General features: G+C 71.7%; 12 protein-coding genes, 1 tRNA gene and 1 pseudogene. 4 read left to right on the forward strand and 10 right to left on the reverse strand.

All coding sequences use genetic code 11. From position 1 onward, the window contains the following. Window positions 1–324 precede the first annotated feature (324 nt). Window positions 325–1,428, forward strand: coding sequence for an LLM class flavin-dependent oxidoreductase (locus OHT21_RS29725; protein ID WP_328771354.1), 1,104 nt, complete (start codon window positions 325–327; stop codon window positions 1,426–1,428). Here OHT21_RS29725 and OHT21_RS29730 read toward each other — a convergent pair. After that, entirely contained in the window at window positions 1,419–3,395 is a 1,977-nt protein-coding gene (locus tag OHT21_RS29730; protein WP_328771355.1) for a putative bifunctional diguanylate cyclase/phosphodiesterase, read from the reverse strand. The genes OHT21_RS29725 and OHT21_RS29730 overlap by 10 nt on opposite strands. A gap of 459 nt (window positions 3,396–3,854) precedes the next feature. Here OHT21_RS29730 and OHT21_RS29735 point away from each other — a divergent pair, with 459 nt between their 5' ends. Continuing rightward, window positions 3,855–5,090, forward strand: a complete 1,236-nt coding sequence (locus OHT21_RS29735; protein ID WP_328771356.1) for a M6 family metalloprotease domain-containing protein — start codon at window positions 3,855–3,857, stop codon at window positions 5,088–5,090. A gap of 138 nt (window positions 5,091–5,228) precedes the next feature. Here the strand turns inward: OHT21_RS29735 and OHT21_RS29740 are convergent. The 8 genes from OHT21_RS29740 to OHT21_RS29775 all read right to left on the reverse strand — a co-directional run bounded on the left by OHT21_RS29740 (window position 5,229) and on the right by OHT21_RS29775 (window position 13,073). Then, window positions 5,229–5,302 (reverse strand) — tRNA-Lys (locus tag OHT21_RS29740). Next, window positions 5,293–5,931, reverse strand: coding sequence for a hypothetical protein (locus tag OHT21_RS29745; RefSeq protein ID WP_328771357.1), 639 nt, complete (start codon window positions 5,929–5,931; stop codon window positions 5,293–5,295). The genes OHT21_RS29740 and OHT21_RS29745 overlap by 10 nt, the downstream gene beginning before the upstream one ends. Before the next feature lie 352 nt (window positions 5,932–6,283). Continuing rightward, entirely contained in the window at window positions 6,284–6,661 is a 378-nt protein-coding gene (locus OHT21_RS29750; RefSeq protein WP_328771358.1) for a hypothetical protein, read from the reverse strand. Window positions 6,662–6,742: 81 nt separating this feature from the next. Beyond that, window positions 6,743–7,210 carry a GNAT family N-acetyltransferase gene (locus tag OHT21_RS29755; RefSeq protein WP_328771359.1) on the reverse strand — a complete coding sequence of 156 codons (468 nt, stop codon included), beginning with the start codon at window positions 7,208–7,210 and terminating at the stop codon, window positions 6,743–6,745. A gap of 187 nt (window positions 7,211–7,397) precedes the next feature. After that, entirely contained in the window at window positions 7,398–8,747 is a 1,350-nt protein-coding gene (locus tag OHT21_RS29760; protein WP_328771360.1) for an AAA domain-containing protein, read from the reverse strand. Window positions 8,748–8,943: 196 nt separating this feature from the next. Further along, window positions 8,944–10,563: a hypothetical protein gene (locus OHT21_RS29765; protein ID WP_328771361.1), complete on the reverse strand. Its 1,620-nt coding sequence runs from the start codon at window positions 10,561–10,563 to the stop codon at window positions 8,944–8,946. Between the two features lie 244 nt (window positions 10,564–10,807). Beyond that, window positions 10,808–11,986, reverse strand: a complete 1,179-nt coding sequence (locus tag OHT21_RS29770) for a hypothetical protein (protein ID WP_443050446.1) — start codon at window positions 11,984–11,986, stop codon at window positions 10,808–10,810. Continuing rightward, the gene (locus tag OHT21_RS29775) at window positions 11,895–13,073 is read right to left on the reverse strand and encodes a phosphatase PAP2 family protein (RefSeq protein ID WP_328771362.1); all 1,179 of its coding nucleotides are present in this window, start codon (window positions 13,071–13,073) and stop codon (window positions 11,895–11,897) included. Before OHT21_RS29775 ends, OHT21_RS29770 begins: the two co-directional genes overlap by 92 nt. Window positions 13,074–13,300: 227 nt before the next feature. Here OHT21_RS29775 and OHT21_RS29780 point away from each other — a divergent pair. Further along, window positions 13,301–13,891: pseudogene (locus tag OHT21_RS29780) on the forward strand (histidine phosphatase family protein); the annotation flags it as partial. A 193-nt stretch (window positions 13,892–14,084) separates the two neighbouring features. Here OHT21_RS29780 and OHT21_RS29785 read toward each other — a convergent pair. Continuing rightward, window positions 14,085–15,602 (reverse strand): hypothetical protein, encoded by a 1,518-nt coding sequence (locus OHT21_RS29785; RefSeq protein ID WP_328771363.1) that lies wholly within the window; start codon window positions 15,600–15,602, stop codon window positions 14,085–14,087. Between the two features lie 283 nt (window positions 15,603–15,885). Between OHT21_RS29785 and OHT21_RS29790 the strand changes: the two genes are divergently transcribed. Continuing rightward, window positions 15,886–16,359, forward strand: coding sequence for a hypothetical protein (locus tag OHT21_RS29790; protein WP_328771364.1), 474 nt, complete (start codon window positions 15,886–15,888; stop codon window positions 16,357–16,359).

Raw genomic sequence — 16,359 nt, forward strand, 5'->3', positions numbered from 1 at the left:
GGTTGTTTCGCCCCCGCCGCCCCTACCCATACCCATCCCGGGGCCTGGCCCCCGAAGGGGGTCCGGGGCGCAGTCCCGAGCGGGTCCAGCGGCGCAGCCCCCGAACGGGGTCCGGGGCCTGGCCCCCGAACGGGGTCCGGGGCGCAGCCCCGTGGGGGTGCGGGGCGCAGCCCCGACGGGGTCTGGGGGCGGAGCCCCCAGTGGGGTCCAGGGGCGGAGCCCCTTGGTATGGGATGGGTAAGGGCGGCGGGGGCGGAATAAACCGCCGACCGGCCCCCGTTAGAACGCCGCGGACCCACAGTCGTACCCAGCAGGAGGCACCCCGTGGCGGCAGACGAGATACGAGGCGACACGGCGGGCACCGCCCCGGTGCCGCTCTCCGTGCTGGACCTGGCAACCGTCGGCGCCGGACACACCGCCACCGACGCCCTCCGCACCAGCGTCGAAATCGCCCGCCTCGCGGAAAGCCGCGGCTTCCACCGCTACTGGGTGGCCGAACACCACTCCATGCCCGGCGTCGCATCGACCTCCCCGGCCGTGATCCTCGCCCACCTCGCCGCCCACACGGACCGGATACGCCTCGGCTCGGGCGGCGTGATGCTGCCCAACCACGCGCCGCTCGTCATCGCGGAACAGTTCGGCACCTTGGAGGCCATGGCCCCGGGCCGTATCGACCTGGGCCTCGGCCGCGCCCCGGGCACGGACGGCGCGACGGCCGCCGCCCTACGCCGCACCGACCGGCTCAACGAGGGCGCAGACGACTTCTCCCAGCAACTCGCGGAGCTGACCCGCTTCTTGGACGACGACTTCCCGGACGGCCACCGCTACGCCCGTATCCACGCGGTCCCGGGCCCGATCCAGGCCACCGCCCCCGGCGGCGTACAGTCCCCGCACCGCCCACCCGTCTGGCTCCTCGGCTCCTCCGGCTTCAGCGCCCGGCTCGCCGGCAGCCTCGGCCTGCCGTTCGCCTTCGCGCACCACTTCTCGGCGCAGAACACGATTCCGGCCCTCGACCTCTACCGCGAGTCCTTCACACCCTCCGAAGTCCTCGACGCCCCGTACGCCCTCATCGGCGTCTCCGCGCTCGCCACGGATGACGAGAAGGAGGCCCGTCGCCAGGTCATGGCCGGGGCCCTGAGCATGATCCGGCTGCGCACCGGGCGACCGGGACTCGTTCCCACTCCGGAGGAGGCGGAGGCGTACGAATTCAGCCCCATGGAGCGGGAGTTCATCGACTCCTGGAACTCCAACGTCATCCACGGCACCGCGGACGAGGTCCGCGCAGGCCTCGACGACCTCCAAAAGCGCACGGGCGCGGACGAGTTGATGCTCACGAGCCACGCCCACAGCGGAGACGTACGCCTGCGCTCGTACGAACTGATCGCCGACGCCTACGAGTTGCCGCAGACTCGGACGGCTCAGGTCTGAGGACAGTCCGCCCCTGAGTCCGCCCCTGTCAATAGTGCGGAGATACGATCCGCCGCCACCGGCCGGGAGTACAGCCACCCCTGGCCGGTGTCGCAGCCGATACGCCGTAGTCGGGAGGCCTGGCCCGCGGTCTCCACGCACTCGGCGGTGACCGTCAGGCCCAGCCGGTGGGCGAGTTCGATGAGGGCCTCGACGATGACCTCGTCGGCGGGGTTCGCCCGGCTGCCGGCCTCCTCGTACTGGAAGCCCCGTACGAAGGAGCCGTCGAGCTTCAGCACGGAGACCGGGAGGCGGCTGAGGTAGGCGAGGTTGGAGTACCCGGTGCCGAAGTCGTCGATGGCGATGCGTACGCCCATGTCACTGAGCGCCTGCAGGGCCTGCAGCGGGCGGCCCGCCGAGCCCATCACGGCCGATTCGGTGAGCTCCAACTGGAGGAGATGCGGGGCGAGTCCGGTCTCCGTGAGGATCGCCGCGACATCCGCCACCAGGTCGGAGTCCCAGACCTGACGCACCGCCACGTTCACGCTCACGAAGACCGGCTGCACATCCGGGTGGTCCAACTGCCAGCGGCGCGCCTGCCGGCAGGCGGTGGCCAGCACCCAGCGCCCCAACTGCACGATGGAACCGTCTTCTTCAGCAAGTCCGATGAACCGATTCGGCGTCAGCGTGCCGAACTGAGGATGGTTCCACCGGACCAGCGCCTCGACCCCGCGTACGCCGCCGTCCTCCATGCCGACCAACGGCTGGTATTCCAGAGCGAATTCGCCCTTCTCGATGGCGGGGCGGAGGGTGGAGGCGAGGGCCTGGCGGGTCATGCGGTGGGCGTTGCGCTCCGGGTCGAAGAGCGTCCAGCGGGACTTTCCGTCGGCCTTCGCCCAGTACAGCGTCGTATCGGCGGCCTGCATCAGGCCCGTCGCGGTGGTGTCGGCCGCGTGCCGCTCGACGACCCCGATCGACGCCGAGACCGACAGCCGCTGCCCGGAGATGTCGAAAGGGGCCTGAAGAGCCGTCAGTACGGACTTGGCGAGCTCCGCCAGCTGCTCCGTACCCGTCGAGTCCTCGACCAGCAGCGCGAACTCGTCGCCGCCGAGCCGGGCGACCAGCGGTTTGGCCGCCCGCGCGTGCCCGGCCTCGTCCGCGCAGCGCGTCAGCCGTTCGGCGACGGCCGCGAGCAGCCGGTCGCCGATGCGGTGGCCGAGCGTGTCGTTGACCGCCTTGAAGCCGTCGAGGTCCAGGTAGCACAGCCCGATCCGGCCGGTGCCGGACTCCTCGTACGCCTCCGCCTCCAGTGCGGCCGACAGGCGCTCGAAGAACAGGGTGCGGTTGGGCAGCCGGGTCACCGGGTCGTGCATCTGCAAGTGCCGCAGACGCGCCTGGAGTTCACGGCGGGCGCTGATGTCGCAGACCGACACCAGCACGGCCTGCTCCTCCTCGGGCAGCGGAGACACCGTCACCTGGGCCCAGAGGGAGTGCCCGTCGGGGTGTTTGAGACGGCGCGTGCAGCGCAGTCTGGCCTGCCGGCCGCGGAGCACCTCGCGGTACGCGTGCCAGGTCCGGGCGTCGGAGGCCAGGTCCACCAGATCGGCGGCTACCCGGCCCGCGAGTCCGTCCGGGCCGGCGCCGAGCAGCGCGGCCAGCGCGTCGTTGGCCGTGACGACCAGGCCTTCGCGGTCGACGACGGCCATCGCCACGGGGGCGAAGTCGAAGGCGGCCCGGAACGTACGGTCCTCGAGGTCGTCGGACGTCGTACAGCCGGTCCCTCGGGATTCAGTGGGGGCGGGTGGAGGCTCGGCCTCGGCGCGTGATGTCACCGGTTCGGTACGTGTGGTACGCGTGTCCGCGTATGAGGTGTGAGTGTCGACGCGTGGGGTCGTCTCCTCGTGAGAAAGCGGCTGACTGTCACTTTCTGTGACCGCCGGCCGGACGAGGTTCGCCGCCGGCACCGGCCCATCGGACATTCCGCTCACCGTTCGCTCCCGCTGTGCACTCGTTACTCGTACAGGTCTCGTCGGGTGGTCGGCCGGTGGAGGACGGCCGCTCTAGCCGTGTCCGCGCAGGAAAGTGTGCCGATCATAGAGGCTGGCCCGAACGCCTTCCAGCTACTCCTCAGTCTCCCCAATTAACCGGCTCTTCTGACAGATCGTTTCTGCCCGCACGTGGACATGTTCCTTCAGGGGCCGATCGGTTGTGACGTTCCGTGAGTGCTCAGGGTGTCAGCTTCCCTGTGGCGTGCTCATCCAGATGCCCTTGTGCTCACCCTTCTGGTGCAGACAAACAGGACGTTGGCCGACAAATACGTACAGGCTGGGTGTGGTATCCCGAATTCCGCACCGGAGGTCGAAGTGCCGCGTCTGTTCCCCCTCAAGGGGCTCACCCGTGGCGGGGCACGACCTCGTTGGCGTGGTCCCGCGGCACTGTTCACCTCCATGACGGCGCTCGCCGCCACCTCTCTGGCGGCGGGCCCCTCCAACGCCGTACCGCCCTTGACGCCCTGCGCCCTGAAGCGAACCGACGCGCACCACTCCGTGGGCCTCGACACCTGGAACACCGCCTATCCGCGCCCCGACCGCCAACTCGACGCGGTGATGGTCTTCCTCTCCTTCCCCGACTCCGTCCCGCGGACCACGCCCACCGAACTGACGGCCGACCACTTCCCGGCCACCAGCCGCTTCTTCGAACGTGCCTCCTACGGCAAGTTCACGCTGCGCCCGCACGCAGTGCGTTCATGGCTTCCGATGCCGAGTGCCTCCACGGCGTACGCCATACGGCGCGACTGGAACTCCGCGCGCCGTTCCGCGTATCTGCGCGACGCCCTCGCCGCGTCCGACCCGCGGGTCGACTTCTCGCGTTACGACATCGTCTACTTCGTCGCCGACCCGGATGCACCCGGCGTCAACTCGGACGCGACGAAGGTGGTCAACCTGGAGTCGCCGCTACGGGCCGACGGCACGGACATCCGCCGGGTTGTCACGGTCTTCGAGCGGCATCCGCCGGACCGCCTGGTCCTGGCCCACGAAACCGGCCACGTCTTCGACCTGCCCGATCTCTACCACCGGCCGCCCGACGACCGGGGCGACTGGGACACCTACGTCGGCGACTGGGACCTCATGGGCAGCCAGTTCGGCCTCGCACCGGATCTCTTCGCCTGGCACAAGTGGAAGCTCGGCTGGCTGGAATCGCGGCAGGTGTCGTGTGTGCAGGCGGCGGGCGGCGAGGGTACGCGGCTGGCGCTGGAGCCGTTGGGGGCGAGCGGTCCGGCGGTGACTGGGGCGGCTGGGGCAGGTGGGGCAGGTGGGGCTATGGAGGGTGCGGCGGGAGTTGCGGCGGGGGGTGGGACGAAGCTGGCGGTGGTGCGGACCGGGCGGGACAGTGCGCTCGCCTTCGAGGTGCGAGGGCGGGTCGGGAACGACGGGGCGGTCTGTTCTCAGGGGGTGCTCGTCTATCGCGTACGCAGTGAGGCCGTGTCCGGAGGCGGCCCGATCGAGGTCCTCGACGCCCACCCCGACACCGCGGCCTGCCCGGAGGACTCGGTCTATCCACCGCTCGCGGACGCACCGGTCGGGCTCGGCGAGAGCTTCACGGTGCCGGGGGAGGACGTACGAGTCGAGGTGGAGAGCCGTACGGTCGCGGGGGCGTGGGGGGTGCGGATCTCGACCGGGTGAGCTCTCGGGCTGACGGTCACAGCACGCCCATCGGGGGTGTGGGTGGCGGAGCCCCCACAACGCGCGGCGAAGCCGCGCAAAAACAACGATGGCGAGGAGGTTCGCGCTTTCCGCGAACACGCCTCGCCATCGCTATCGTGCGCCGCCAGGGACTCGAACCCCGGACCCGCTGATTAAGAGTCAGCTGCTCTAACCAACTGAGCTAGCGGCGCCTGCTGACGTCGTAGACCTTAGCACCCGGATCCTGGTGAGGAAAAATCGATATACGAGCCGCCCGAGCTGCGCGTACCGCCGCCCAGAGCAGGACCTCCGGGCCCGGCAGCCAGGGCCGCTGGGTGTCCGGGGCGACGACCCAGCGGGCGGGTGTGGGGATGGGCGCGGGCGCGGCTGTCGTACCCGCGGGCGGGACCGTCACCGCGTCGCCCCGGCCGTGGCAGAGCAGGGGCGGGATCGCGCGGCTGCGGCCCGCGCCGCCGTCGGAGCCCCACTCCTCCCACTTCAGCAGCGCGGGCAGGCGCTGCGCGGTGCCCGGCGTCGCGAAGAGGAGCATTCGCCCCCGGTACGCGGCTACCGGCCCCGAACCCGGTCCCTCGCCCCACAGCTCGTCCAGCATGCGGCGGCCGAAGATCGCGGGGGCGTTGACGACGTCGAAGGCGGAGCCGCAGGGGAGGACCGCCGGAGTGGTGGGCCGGCGGTTCCGGACCGGGACGGTGGCGGTGTGCTTGGGGCTCTGTGCGGACGCGAGCCAGGCGGCTCCGTCCGAGGTGAGGGTGAGTGCACCTTGCGCGACGGTACGTGCGCCGGGCGCGACGGTGCCTGCCGGGTTGCCTGTGCTGCTCATGCCGCTCATGCCGCATAGGTCTACTGGCGGTGAGGGGTCGATTGCGAGGAGTCGCCGGAAATCGGGACAGGAGGGGTGCGAGTGGGGTAGCTTGCCCACCCGGCATATGCCGGGTGGTCGATGCCCCGACTCAGGGCTCCGTGACGCAGGTCTCCTGATGCAGGTCCCGCCGACTCAGGCCTCCATGGATCAGGCCTCGCCGGCTCAGGCCTCCATGGATCAGGCCTCGCCGGCTCACGCTTCCATGGATCAGGTCTCGGCGGCTCACGCTTCCATGAAGCAGGTCTCGACGGCTCAGGTCTCGCGGCTCAGGCCTCGGCGGCTCAGGTCTCGCGGCTCAGGCCTCGGCGGCTCAGGTCAGGTCGCCGATTCCGTGCCCGAGACCCTTGCCGTTCGTCCCGCTGAGCAGTTCCCGGCCGAAGTCGACCATTCTCTTCGCGTAGTCCTCGGTCCACTCGGCCCGCTCGGCGATGTCGGCCGCGGTGAGCCGGTCGAACCGGCGGGGGTCGGCGAGCTGCGCGGCGGCGATCGCCTGGAACTCGACGGCACGGTCGGTGGCCGCGCGGAACGCGTGTGTCAGCTCCGTGGCGCGGTCCAGCAGCGCCCGTGGATCGTCGATCGACTCCAGATCGAAGAAGTGCTCCGGATCGGAGGCCGCCTCCGCGGGCTCGAAGAGCAGGGGCGCGGGGCGAAGCCGCGGCTCGTTCCGACGCGGCGTTTGCTCCGCCATGACTTCTCCTCCTCATGCGGTGGACGACCCGTCCTTGTGGGTGGGCCACCGTCCATTGTCTCTTGACCGCGCAAGTGGGCCTCAGGCCCGCCCGGCGCGCAGCCGCTCACTCGGGCACAGGTAGAACAGCTCGGGGTCGCCTTCGTCCAGGCCGTGCAGCAGCCCGGCCGGACTCCAGCCGGCCTGATGCAGCAGGCGCTGCATCGGATGGTTGGACACATTGGTGGACGTGAACAGCTTCGGGGTGGTGCACGCGGCCTCGACCGCTTTGAGGAGACGTGTGCCCACGCCCTTCTGGCGGGCGGTGGGCGCGACCATCAGCAGGCTGACGAAGCCCTGCTCGAAGAAGGTGTACTCCAGCACGCCGTAGCCCAAGGGGCCGGACGCATCCTCGGCCAGCACCACCAAGCCTTGTTCGCACCAGCGCCGGATGTTTGCGCGGCGCGCGTCATCGCCCGCCGCCGCGAGGGAGTCGATCCCGGCCAGTTCGGTCCAGTCCGAGGCGTGCGCGCGACGGGCCACCGGGCCGCCGGGATTCTCAGGGTTCATCGCACGGGGCTCTCTGCGCTACGGCTGCCATGGCACCCGGTGTTCCGAAAGGTGGGACAGCACCGCGTGGTTCGCCTCCCAGCCGTCCGGGGCTGTATCCATTGGCCGCCTCCGGCGGCGGCCGGACTCCGTCCGGCAGCTGCGCGGCATGGCACCCGGCGCGTGGGCGAGAGGGATCGAGGGTTGGTCAGGGCTGCCATGGCACCTGGTGTTCCGAGAGGTGGGCGAACACCGCATGGTTCGCCTCCCAGCCGTCCGGGAACTTCAGCGGGACTCCCAGCTGGACGGGTTCCGTGGAGGGGTGGTCGTCCAGGAGGGCGGGTACTCCGGCGCGGCTGATGACTATGCAGGCGTGGCGGTGGCGGGAGGCCAGGACGCAGAGGCGGCCCGTTTCCAGGTGGAAGGCCGTGGCGTCGGGGCGGCCGGAGAGGGGGTGCAGGACGACCGTGACGTCGTATTCGCGGCCCTGGAGGCGGTTGGCCGTGTCTACGGTCACGTCTCCGGCGCCCAGCTCCGCCAGCGCCGAGCGGACCGCTGCCGCCTGGTCGCGGTGTGCCGTGCCGACGGCGATGCGGTCGGCGGTGAGGGGGGTGGGGTCGGGGGAGCGTTCGGATGTGGCCGCGCCGCCTCGGTCCAGGAGGCGGCGTACGACCTGGGCCAGTGCGCGTACCGCCTCGGGGTCCGTACGAGGCGTGTGGCGGGCCGGGAGTTCCAGCAGGCCCCAGCCCGACTCGGCCGCCTCGTCGATGACGCGGTCGGGGCCCGAACCGTCCGACGGGATCGCGAAGTCCAGCCGCCGGTCGCCGTGATCCGTGCCGCTGCGGAACGGGGTGTACGGGTAGAACGCGGCCGAGACCAGCGGCGCCGCCGACGCCGGGAGCCGCCAGGAGACGGGGAGGCGGTGCTGCGGCAACTGCGGGTTGTGGGCGAGCAGCGTCGTCACGGCCGAGGCGGACGGGTCGTACGACAGCCCTGCCCACTGCTCCGAGCCGACGATCGCGAACGGGTCCAGCTGGCCCGGATCGCCCACGAACAGTGCCCGCTCGAAGAGGCCCGCGACGGCGAGCAGCGCGTCCGAGCGCATCTGGTACGCCTCGTCGACGATCGCGTGCCCCCAGGGCTCGACGCCCTTGACGTGGGCCCACTTGGCGGCGGTCGAGATCACGACGCCGAGCCCGGCGAGGTCTCCGGCCTTCGCCGACTTGCGGACGTTCGGCAGGTCGTCGAGCGCCTTGTCGTACGGGTCCGGGTCGCTGCTGTGCAGGCGGCCGACGGGCAGCTCGGAGTTCTTCTCGGCGAGCCGCAGGACCAGGTCGTCGACCTGCGCGTTGGTCTGCGCGATGACCATCAACGGGCGCCCGGCCTCGGCCAGTTCGAGCGCGGCGCGGACGACGAGCGTGGACTTGCCGGCGCCGGGCGGGGAGTCGACGACGACTCCGCGTGCGGTGCCGTCGAGGGTGTCGGCGAGGATCGCGTCGGTGGCGCGGGCTGCCTCGGCGCCGGGGTCAAAGGCGGCTTCTTGTGTGCGATTCGTCACTGGGAGTGCCATCCACATGACAGATGGTGGTATCGCCGCGTGCTGAGCGAGAACCAAGCCAGCACAGCAACCTCCAATCTCTGGGGAAACCGGGCTGGTTCCAACCCGGCTGGTGCTGATCGCGGAAGACTCGGTCGCTCGCTGAGCGATCGAGCGGCGTGAGCCAGGAATCCCGCTCGTTCGCGAGGGGGAGGGTTCAAAGGACGTCCTCCTCGGTCACGGGGTCGGCGACTTCTGGCACGGCGGCCGTCTCACCCGGCGGGCCGCCGTGCGTCCACGGTGTCTCCTCCGGGTCGGGCAGCTTCGCCCCGCCCCGCTGCTCGTGCTCGAAGAGCGTGAAGCAGACGAGGTCGCCCTTCTCGGGGACCGAACCGGTCTCGGGTTCCTTGCCGCGGCCCATCTTGTCGACGATGCGCAGGACGATGCTCATGCCTCCGGTGTCGGCGCCATCCTCCTCGTATGACCCCTCGACGTACTCCGCCGCCTGCGGTTTTCCGCCGAGCGAGCGGTAGACCTTGGCGCGCTCGGCGAGATGCGGCCGGTCGTCCGTGCGGACGGTCACGAGGGGGCGCGGGCTGGGGCGCTTGCTCTCGCTGTACGCCATGACGACGTCCGTGACCTCGCCCGCGAAGGCCTCGCCCGCGAGCCGGCGTCCGGCCATGACGAGCGGGTCGTCGAGGGCCTCCTGTGCTTCGAGGCGGGCCTGTTCGCGCTCGCGTGTGGCGAGCTTGTTCGCGGCGGTGACCGCGTCGTCGCGGCGCGGCTGCGGGGGTTCGCCTGCGAGGACGCGGTCCCGGTGGCCGGTGAACGACCAGCGGTCGCGGGTCCAGCGGTCGGCGGCGTGGGTGCCCTCGGGCAGGGTGCGCAGCAGGTCGAGGCCGTGCCACACCGCGTCCCAGGTGGGGCGGGTGCGGCTGTCGACGAGGTCGCGGATCTCGCGTTCGGCGGCGGTGAGTTCGCCGAGCCGGTCGTCCGCCTGGAGGCCGTCCTCGGCGGCGGCGAGTGCCGTACGGGCGCGGTCGTAGCGCTCGATGGCGGGGGCGAGCAGCTTGTTGTCGAACGCCGGGTCCGTGGCGGGGCCTGCGGGCGGGCACAGGAGCTGACCCTTGGCGTCGCGCCCGAGTTCGGCCCGCAGGGCGGCCTCGGCGCCGGACTCGCCCTCGGGTGGGTCGATCCAGGCGAGCAGTGCGCCGAGGTGCTGGTCCTCGAGGCTGCTCTGGCCGGTGGCCCAGTGCCGCGGCAGTACGTCCGTGAGGGCGAGCAGCAGCGCGGAGCCGGGCACTCGGGCTCGCTCGCCGTAGTGCGTCAGCCATCGGCCGAGGAGCGGTACGTGCGGGGGTGCCGGGTGGGGCGTCTCCGGGTCCTGCTCGGCGGTGCGGCGGAAGCGCATGGAGCGCCCGAGAAGCCGTACGAACTCGATACCGGCCCGGCTCGGCACGATCAACTGCGGTGCGTCCGCGCACAGTTCGACCTCGACCTTGACTCGCTTGCCGGTCTCGGGGTCGGTCTCGGTGCGTTCGGCGACCTCGACGTCCTCGCCGTACGAGTCGATGTACGGCAGGACGACGCCGGCCAACTCGGCGAGGAACGCGAACCGCAGGTCCCGGTCGCGGGGCTGCGGCACGACGAGCAGTCGGGGCGTGTCGCGGTCGGTGCCGACGAGTGCCCCTAGCGGGGCCCCGGCTTCTCCGGCGGTCGTGAGCGGCACGAACACGAGCGGCTGCTCGGTGAGGTGCCGGTGCCGCACCGTGGCGAGGGGCTGGGCACGGCCGGTGTCGACGGCTTCGAGGCGGGCGAGGGTGGTGATCAGGGACATGGGGCTCCGTCCCAGACGGGGCGCTCTGCGCGTTTCGGTGTTGTACGTGCGGGTGCGTTGTGGCTGGTCGCGCAGTTCCCCGCGCCCCTAAGGGGGCGCTGGTCGCGCCCCCGCGGCGGAGCCGCATATTGATACAGCCCCGCGCCTCTAACGGGCGCTCGTCGCGCCCAACGAGGCGGAGCCGCACATTGATACAGCCCCGCCCCCCTTCGGGGGCGCGGATGTGCGCGGCGCGGGTACTGGCTCAGCACGTCGCCCGCCCCAGTCCCTCGCGCCCGCCCAGCGCCTCCGCGCGCAGCTCCGCCGCTCTCCGCAGTGCGGCCACCGCCGGGTCGGTCGGGTCGCCGGAGTCGCCGCGGGCCGCCGACAGGACGTCGTCGACCGTCGTCAGGCCGCCCAACTCGGCGCGCAGGGCGCGGCCCAGGGACGTCACCGCGCCCTCCGTGCGGGAGCGGTCGCGGCAGTGGAAGGCTAGTTCGCAGGTGGAGAGGCATTCGGGGGCGTAGGTGGCGGGGACCGACTCGACTGCTGCCGTCAGGTCGGGGGTGGGGAGGTCGGGGGCGAAGCAGGTGCCCTCCGGGAGGGCGGCGGCGATGTCCTCGATGCGGGTGAGGCGGTCCAGCTGGCGGCGGGTCACGGCGCGCTGTTTGCGGACGTCGACGGCGGAGGCGGTGGGGAGGTTCGAGAAGTCCTTCGGGCAGACCAGGAGCACCGAGTGCCGTACCTCGGGTGCGGGGGTGAGCCGGTCCGCGACCCGCTCCAGCGCCAGTACGTACACCGCGGCCTGCCGCGCCGCCGCGCCCACCTTCGCCGCGTCCGCCGAACCGTCCAGCATCGGGAAGGACTTGATCTCTACGACCGTCCAGCTTCCGTCGGGATGCACCACCACCGCGTCCGGCTCCAGGAAGGCGGGGGAGCCCGCGACCTCCAGGGCGAGCATGGGGTGGTCGAGCAGCGTCCAGGCGCCGGCCTCGGTCGCTTCGCGCAGCGCCAGTGCCGTACGGGCCGCACGGCCCTCGGGGCCCACGGCCGTCAGGTCGGGAACGAGACCGTTCGCGGGCGGCTCGGCCCCCGCGTCCAGCTTCTCGTGCACCAGCCGCAGCAGCTCCGCGCCCCCGTCGGCCTTGACCTTCGCCTCGAAGGCGTTGCCCCGCATGAACGCGAACTGTGACTGCCCGAAGGCCGACGGCGAGCCGAGCGCGCTCGCCAGCGCCGCCTTGTTCACCCCCGCTCCGTCGAGGATGGCGCGCCGCTTGCAGCCGGGGTTCGCGGCGAGTGCCGCGAGGGCGCGGGCGTCCAGCGGCTGTGGCGCGACCGCCGGACCGCGCAGCTCAGCGAGCCGCTGCCGGAGTCTCGTCCCCCGCGTCGGCGGGACGTGCTTCGGGTTCGGCTCCCTGCTCGGCGCCGGGACCGGGGCCGGCACTGACCTTGCGCTGTCGCGGAATTCGCTCACCCGGGGAAGTCTGGCATCCACCACTGACAATTGAGGAGCCTGCGGCTCGCGAGCCCGCTGTGACGGAGGCCGCGACCGGTTCGGGGACTGATGCAGGGATCGATTCCCGAACCGGTTCCGGGACAGATCTCCGGTCCGATTCCGGGACCGGCGCGGTGACGGGTGCCGGGCCCGGTGATGTGCCCGATGCCGTGCCGGATGCCGTGACCGGTGCGGCCCCGGACGGGACCGGTGTCGAGCCCGGCGTGACTGCTGTCCGGACCCGGGCGAGCAGCTGTATCCGTATGCCGTACCGCTCCCGAGCCAGGTCCGCCAGCCGCAGTACCGGCCGGGTCAGCAGCAGGCCGACGCCCATCACGGCGGCGCCCGCGAGTGCGTCGAGAAAGTAGTGGTTGGCGGTGCCCATCACGACGATCGTGGTGATCAGGGGGTACGCGACCCCTGCGACCTTGGTGAGCCGCGTGCCGCCGTACTTCCACAGCATGACCCCGCACCACAGCGCCCATCCGACGTGCAGGCTCGGCATCGCCGCGTACTGGTTGGTCATGCCGCCCAGGCCTCGCGGCGCGCTCGCCTCGCCGCCCCACCAGCCGTAGTCGCTGTACTGGGCCATCGTGTCGACGAAGCCGTGGCTCGCGGACAGCAGCCGGGGCGGGCAGGTGGGCAGCAGTGTGAAGCCGATCAGGCCGATGAACGTGGACGTCAGCAGCCAGGTGCGGGCCGCCCGGTAACGCACGGTCCGGGAGCGGAAGATCCACACCAGGATCACGGGCGTGACGAGGTAGTGCAGCGACGCGTACCAGAAGTCGGCGGGTATGCCGATCCAGGGCTCGCGGGTGAAGAGGCGGTTCAGCGGGTGCTCGGCGTTGAGGTAGAAGACCTTCTCGATGCGCAGGATCTCCAGACCGTGGTCCACGGCGGTGGTCACGTCCCCGCGCGCGAGCAGCCGGCCGGCCGAGTACACGGCGTACACCAGGAGGATCAGCGGCAGCTCCGCCCACCAACGGGGCCGAACGCGCGATGCCGCCTCGGTAACCGGTACATCGGTCCGCCGCATCCGACCGCCCTCCCCCTTCTGACCCCGTGGCCGGTGCGCCACGCCCCAAGGTCCAACCTATGCGAACGCCTGAACGGGGCGCCTCGGTCCTGCAAGACGCTGAGATCGCCCAGTGGGTTGCCCCGAAGCAGCCTCGGCGATGATGGAGCGATCCACCAGAGGGTCATCCCTGAATCCGACCCTGAGCCATTCCTGATCCACCCCTGACCCCACCGGAGGCCGAACTCATGGCACCGCGCATCCTCCTGGCCCGGCACGGACAGACCGAATGGTCGCTGGCCGGCAAGCACACCGGCAGGAGTGACATTCCTCTCCTGGAGGAGGGCAGGCGCGGCGCCAAGCTGCTCGGGGAGCGACTGCACCGTGCGCCATTCGACGGGCTCTCCGGGGTCGAGGTGCGTACGAGTCCGCTGGCACGCGCGCGTGAGACCTGCGACATCGCCGGGTTCGGCGACCGGGCGGCCGTCTGGGACACGCTCATGGAGTGGGACTACGGCGCGTACGAGGGCCTGACGCCCGCCGAGATCCAGGCGGGGCGGCCCGGCTGGCTGATCTGGCGCGACGGGGTGCCCCGGGGCGAGACCCTCACCGAGGTCTCCAGGCGCGCGGACGAGGTGGTGGCGTGGGCGCGCTCCGCCGACCGTGACGTGCTCGTCTTCGCGCACGGCCACATCCTGCGCTCCATAGGCGCCCGCTGGCTCGGCCTGGACCTGGACTTCGCGGCCCACATCCGCCTCAACCCGACGTCCCTGTCGGTGCTCGGCTGGGCCTACGGAGAGCCTGCGATCGAGACCTGGAACGACTGTGGGCACCTAAGCGCTCCGCTGGAAGAACCGTTCGACACCTGCGGGTCCGCTGTGGCTGGTCGCGCCCACGCGGCGGAGCCGCACAATTGACACAGCCCCGCGCCCCTATGGGGCGCGGGCGAACCGCACCGGACGCTTAGCCGTCGCTGTAGCGGCCAGGCGCCCACATAAAGCACCGGCGGAGAGCTGGAGCCGACGCGCTGCCCTATGCCGTCCGCGCCAGCGCCGCGTGTCGTTCCAGGAAGTCCGACACCCCCGTCGCGCGTCGATGCGGGAGAAGTACCCGTGCCGTGCCCGCGAGCATCGTCTGGACGCGTGAGGACTGCACCTCGTTCAGAAGGTCCAGTACGCGCAGTCCGGCCGTGGCGGCCTCGTCGGGGTGGCCGGCGCGGGCCAGGTCGTCGGCGAGTTCGGCGGTGTAGAGCGCGATGTTGCGCGTGAAGTGGGGGTCCTGGAGGCGGGCCGCGCGCCGGGCGTGGTGGGCCGCGCGAGGCCAGTCGCCGAGCGTCGACCAGCACTGGGCCTCCAGGCCCGCCAGTTCGGCCGCTCCGTAGAAGCTCATCCACTCCGGGTCGGCCTCGCAGGGTCCGCGGTCGAACAGCGCGTGCGCGCGGGCGAGCGCCTGCTCGCAGCCGGTGCGGTCGGCGAGCCCGGCCCAGCCGCCCGCCTCACGCATGGCGAGCAGCGACAGAAGCCGGGCCGAACCCAGCGGACGCGCGACGCGCTGCGCGGCCTGCGCCGCCCGCACCGCCTCGCGCGGGCGGCCCGCGTCACGCGCCAGGAAGGACGTATTGCAGAAGGCGTGCGCCTCCAGGGCCGGGTCCCCGGCGACCCGGGCGGTCGCGAGGGCCTCCGCGTAGTGCGAGCGCGCATCACCGAAGCGCCCCGAATCGTGCGCCAGCCAGCCCACAGAGATGGCCAGTTCACCCGCGCCCGAGTGCAGCCGCTCGGCGGTCGTCCGCCGGGTCGCGCCCGCGTCCAGCAGGGAGTACGCGGCCCGCAGCGGAGCCGCCGCTCTCCGGTACAGACCGTCCGCGCCGTGCCGGTCGTCGAGCAGCCGGATCTGCCGTACGGCCTCTTCGAGCGCGCCCGCCTCGGCCTCACCGACCCGGCGCACGGGACGGTCCGCCGCGGCGGCCGGGCCGCCGAACGCGAGGCCCAGCGGGCCCAGGGAGGCGGCCGCCACGGTGGCGGTGCCTCCGGTCATGAATGCGCGACGCTGCACGTCGCTCTCCTCGTGGTTCTGATCGTGGTACTCGTACGGGTCTTCCGTTCCGTACGTGTCTTGCATGCCGTACGTGTCGTGCGTTCCGCAGGCGTGTTGCGCGTCCTGCGTTTCATACGGCTCGTGCGCCCCATCCGTCTCATGCGGGGCGTACGTCGGGCTCGTGGTGCGCGAGGGGAGCGCCTCGTCCAATTCGCGCGCCCCGCGTCCGCGTACCGATGAGCGGGGCGCGAAGCCCAGGTCGGTCAGCGACCGGCCGGGGAACATATGCAGGAACACCCGCTCGTACGCGTAGTTCGGGCAGCGGATCTCCCCCGCCTCGACGCGCCCCACATAGCGCGCGTCGCAGCTCACCCGCTCCCCGATCTCCCGCGCGGCCCGTCGCACCGCCGCGGCGAACTCGCCCGGCGAGCGCTGCCCGCGCAGCTCCCGGAAGGCGAGGTTCGGCCGCGGTGGCCGAGGTGACTGGGACGACGAGGTCGTCGTGGACGACGCCATGGCCGGGCCCTCTCTCGCGAACCGTCGAACCATGCCGGAAACCGGGCGAGTTGATCACGTTTCGCTCGGATGGATCAGGTCTCGCTCATGTTTCTGGCGGGCAAGAACGTACCCGCTGTGATGAGTCGACCACGCGAGGTTTGGCTACAAACCGGATATCTCATCCATGATCTGCCATGAACTGCCATCCTTTGCGGCTGAGTTGCGCCGTAGCCGTTGACGTCCGGGGGCGTTGAACCATGCGGTGAGTTCGATCGAGGAGGGGTTCCATATGGAGGTCGCGATGGAGACCAGACAGAGCATCGATCGCCGTGCGCCGCTCTCGACGGAGGCCGCGCCCCCGCCCGGGGGTGAGGGGCCGGCGGACCCCGGTGACCCCTGTGACCTCGTCACCGTCCCGACGCGGCAGGGCTTGGAGGCCGTCGACATCCTGCGCCGGGGCTCCTCGGACGCCGTGGGCCCCGTACTGCACGACGACAGCTGCGACACGCTCGGTTTCCTGGTGCCGCCGGGCACGGCGGATGCGTGGGATGTGCCGGGCAGCACGTGCACGCAGACGGACGGGCGGGGCGTCAGCCTCGTCGCTGAGGCCGCCGCCTCCGAGGACGCGGGCGCCGGGTCCGGCGAGCCCCCCGTCGAGGGCTCCGACTGGCTCCTGCCTCCGGAGGACGCCGAGCTCGCCACGGACCCGGTCGTGCTGCGGGCGGCGCTGGATGAGGCGGCTCGCTTGATCGAGGCGGTCGATAACTGCCATTAG

The sequence above is a fragment of the Streptomyces sp. NBC_00286 genome (assembly GCF_036173125.1).
Classification (GTDB): domain Bacteria; phylum Actinomycetota; class Actinomycetes; order Streptomycetales; family Streptomycetaceae; genus Streptomyces.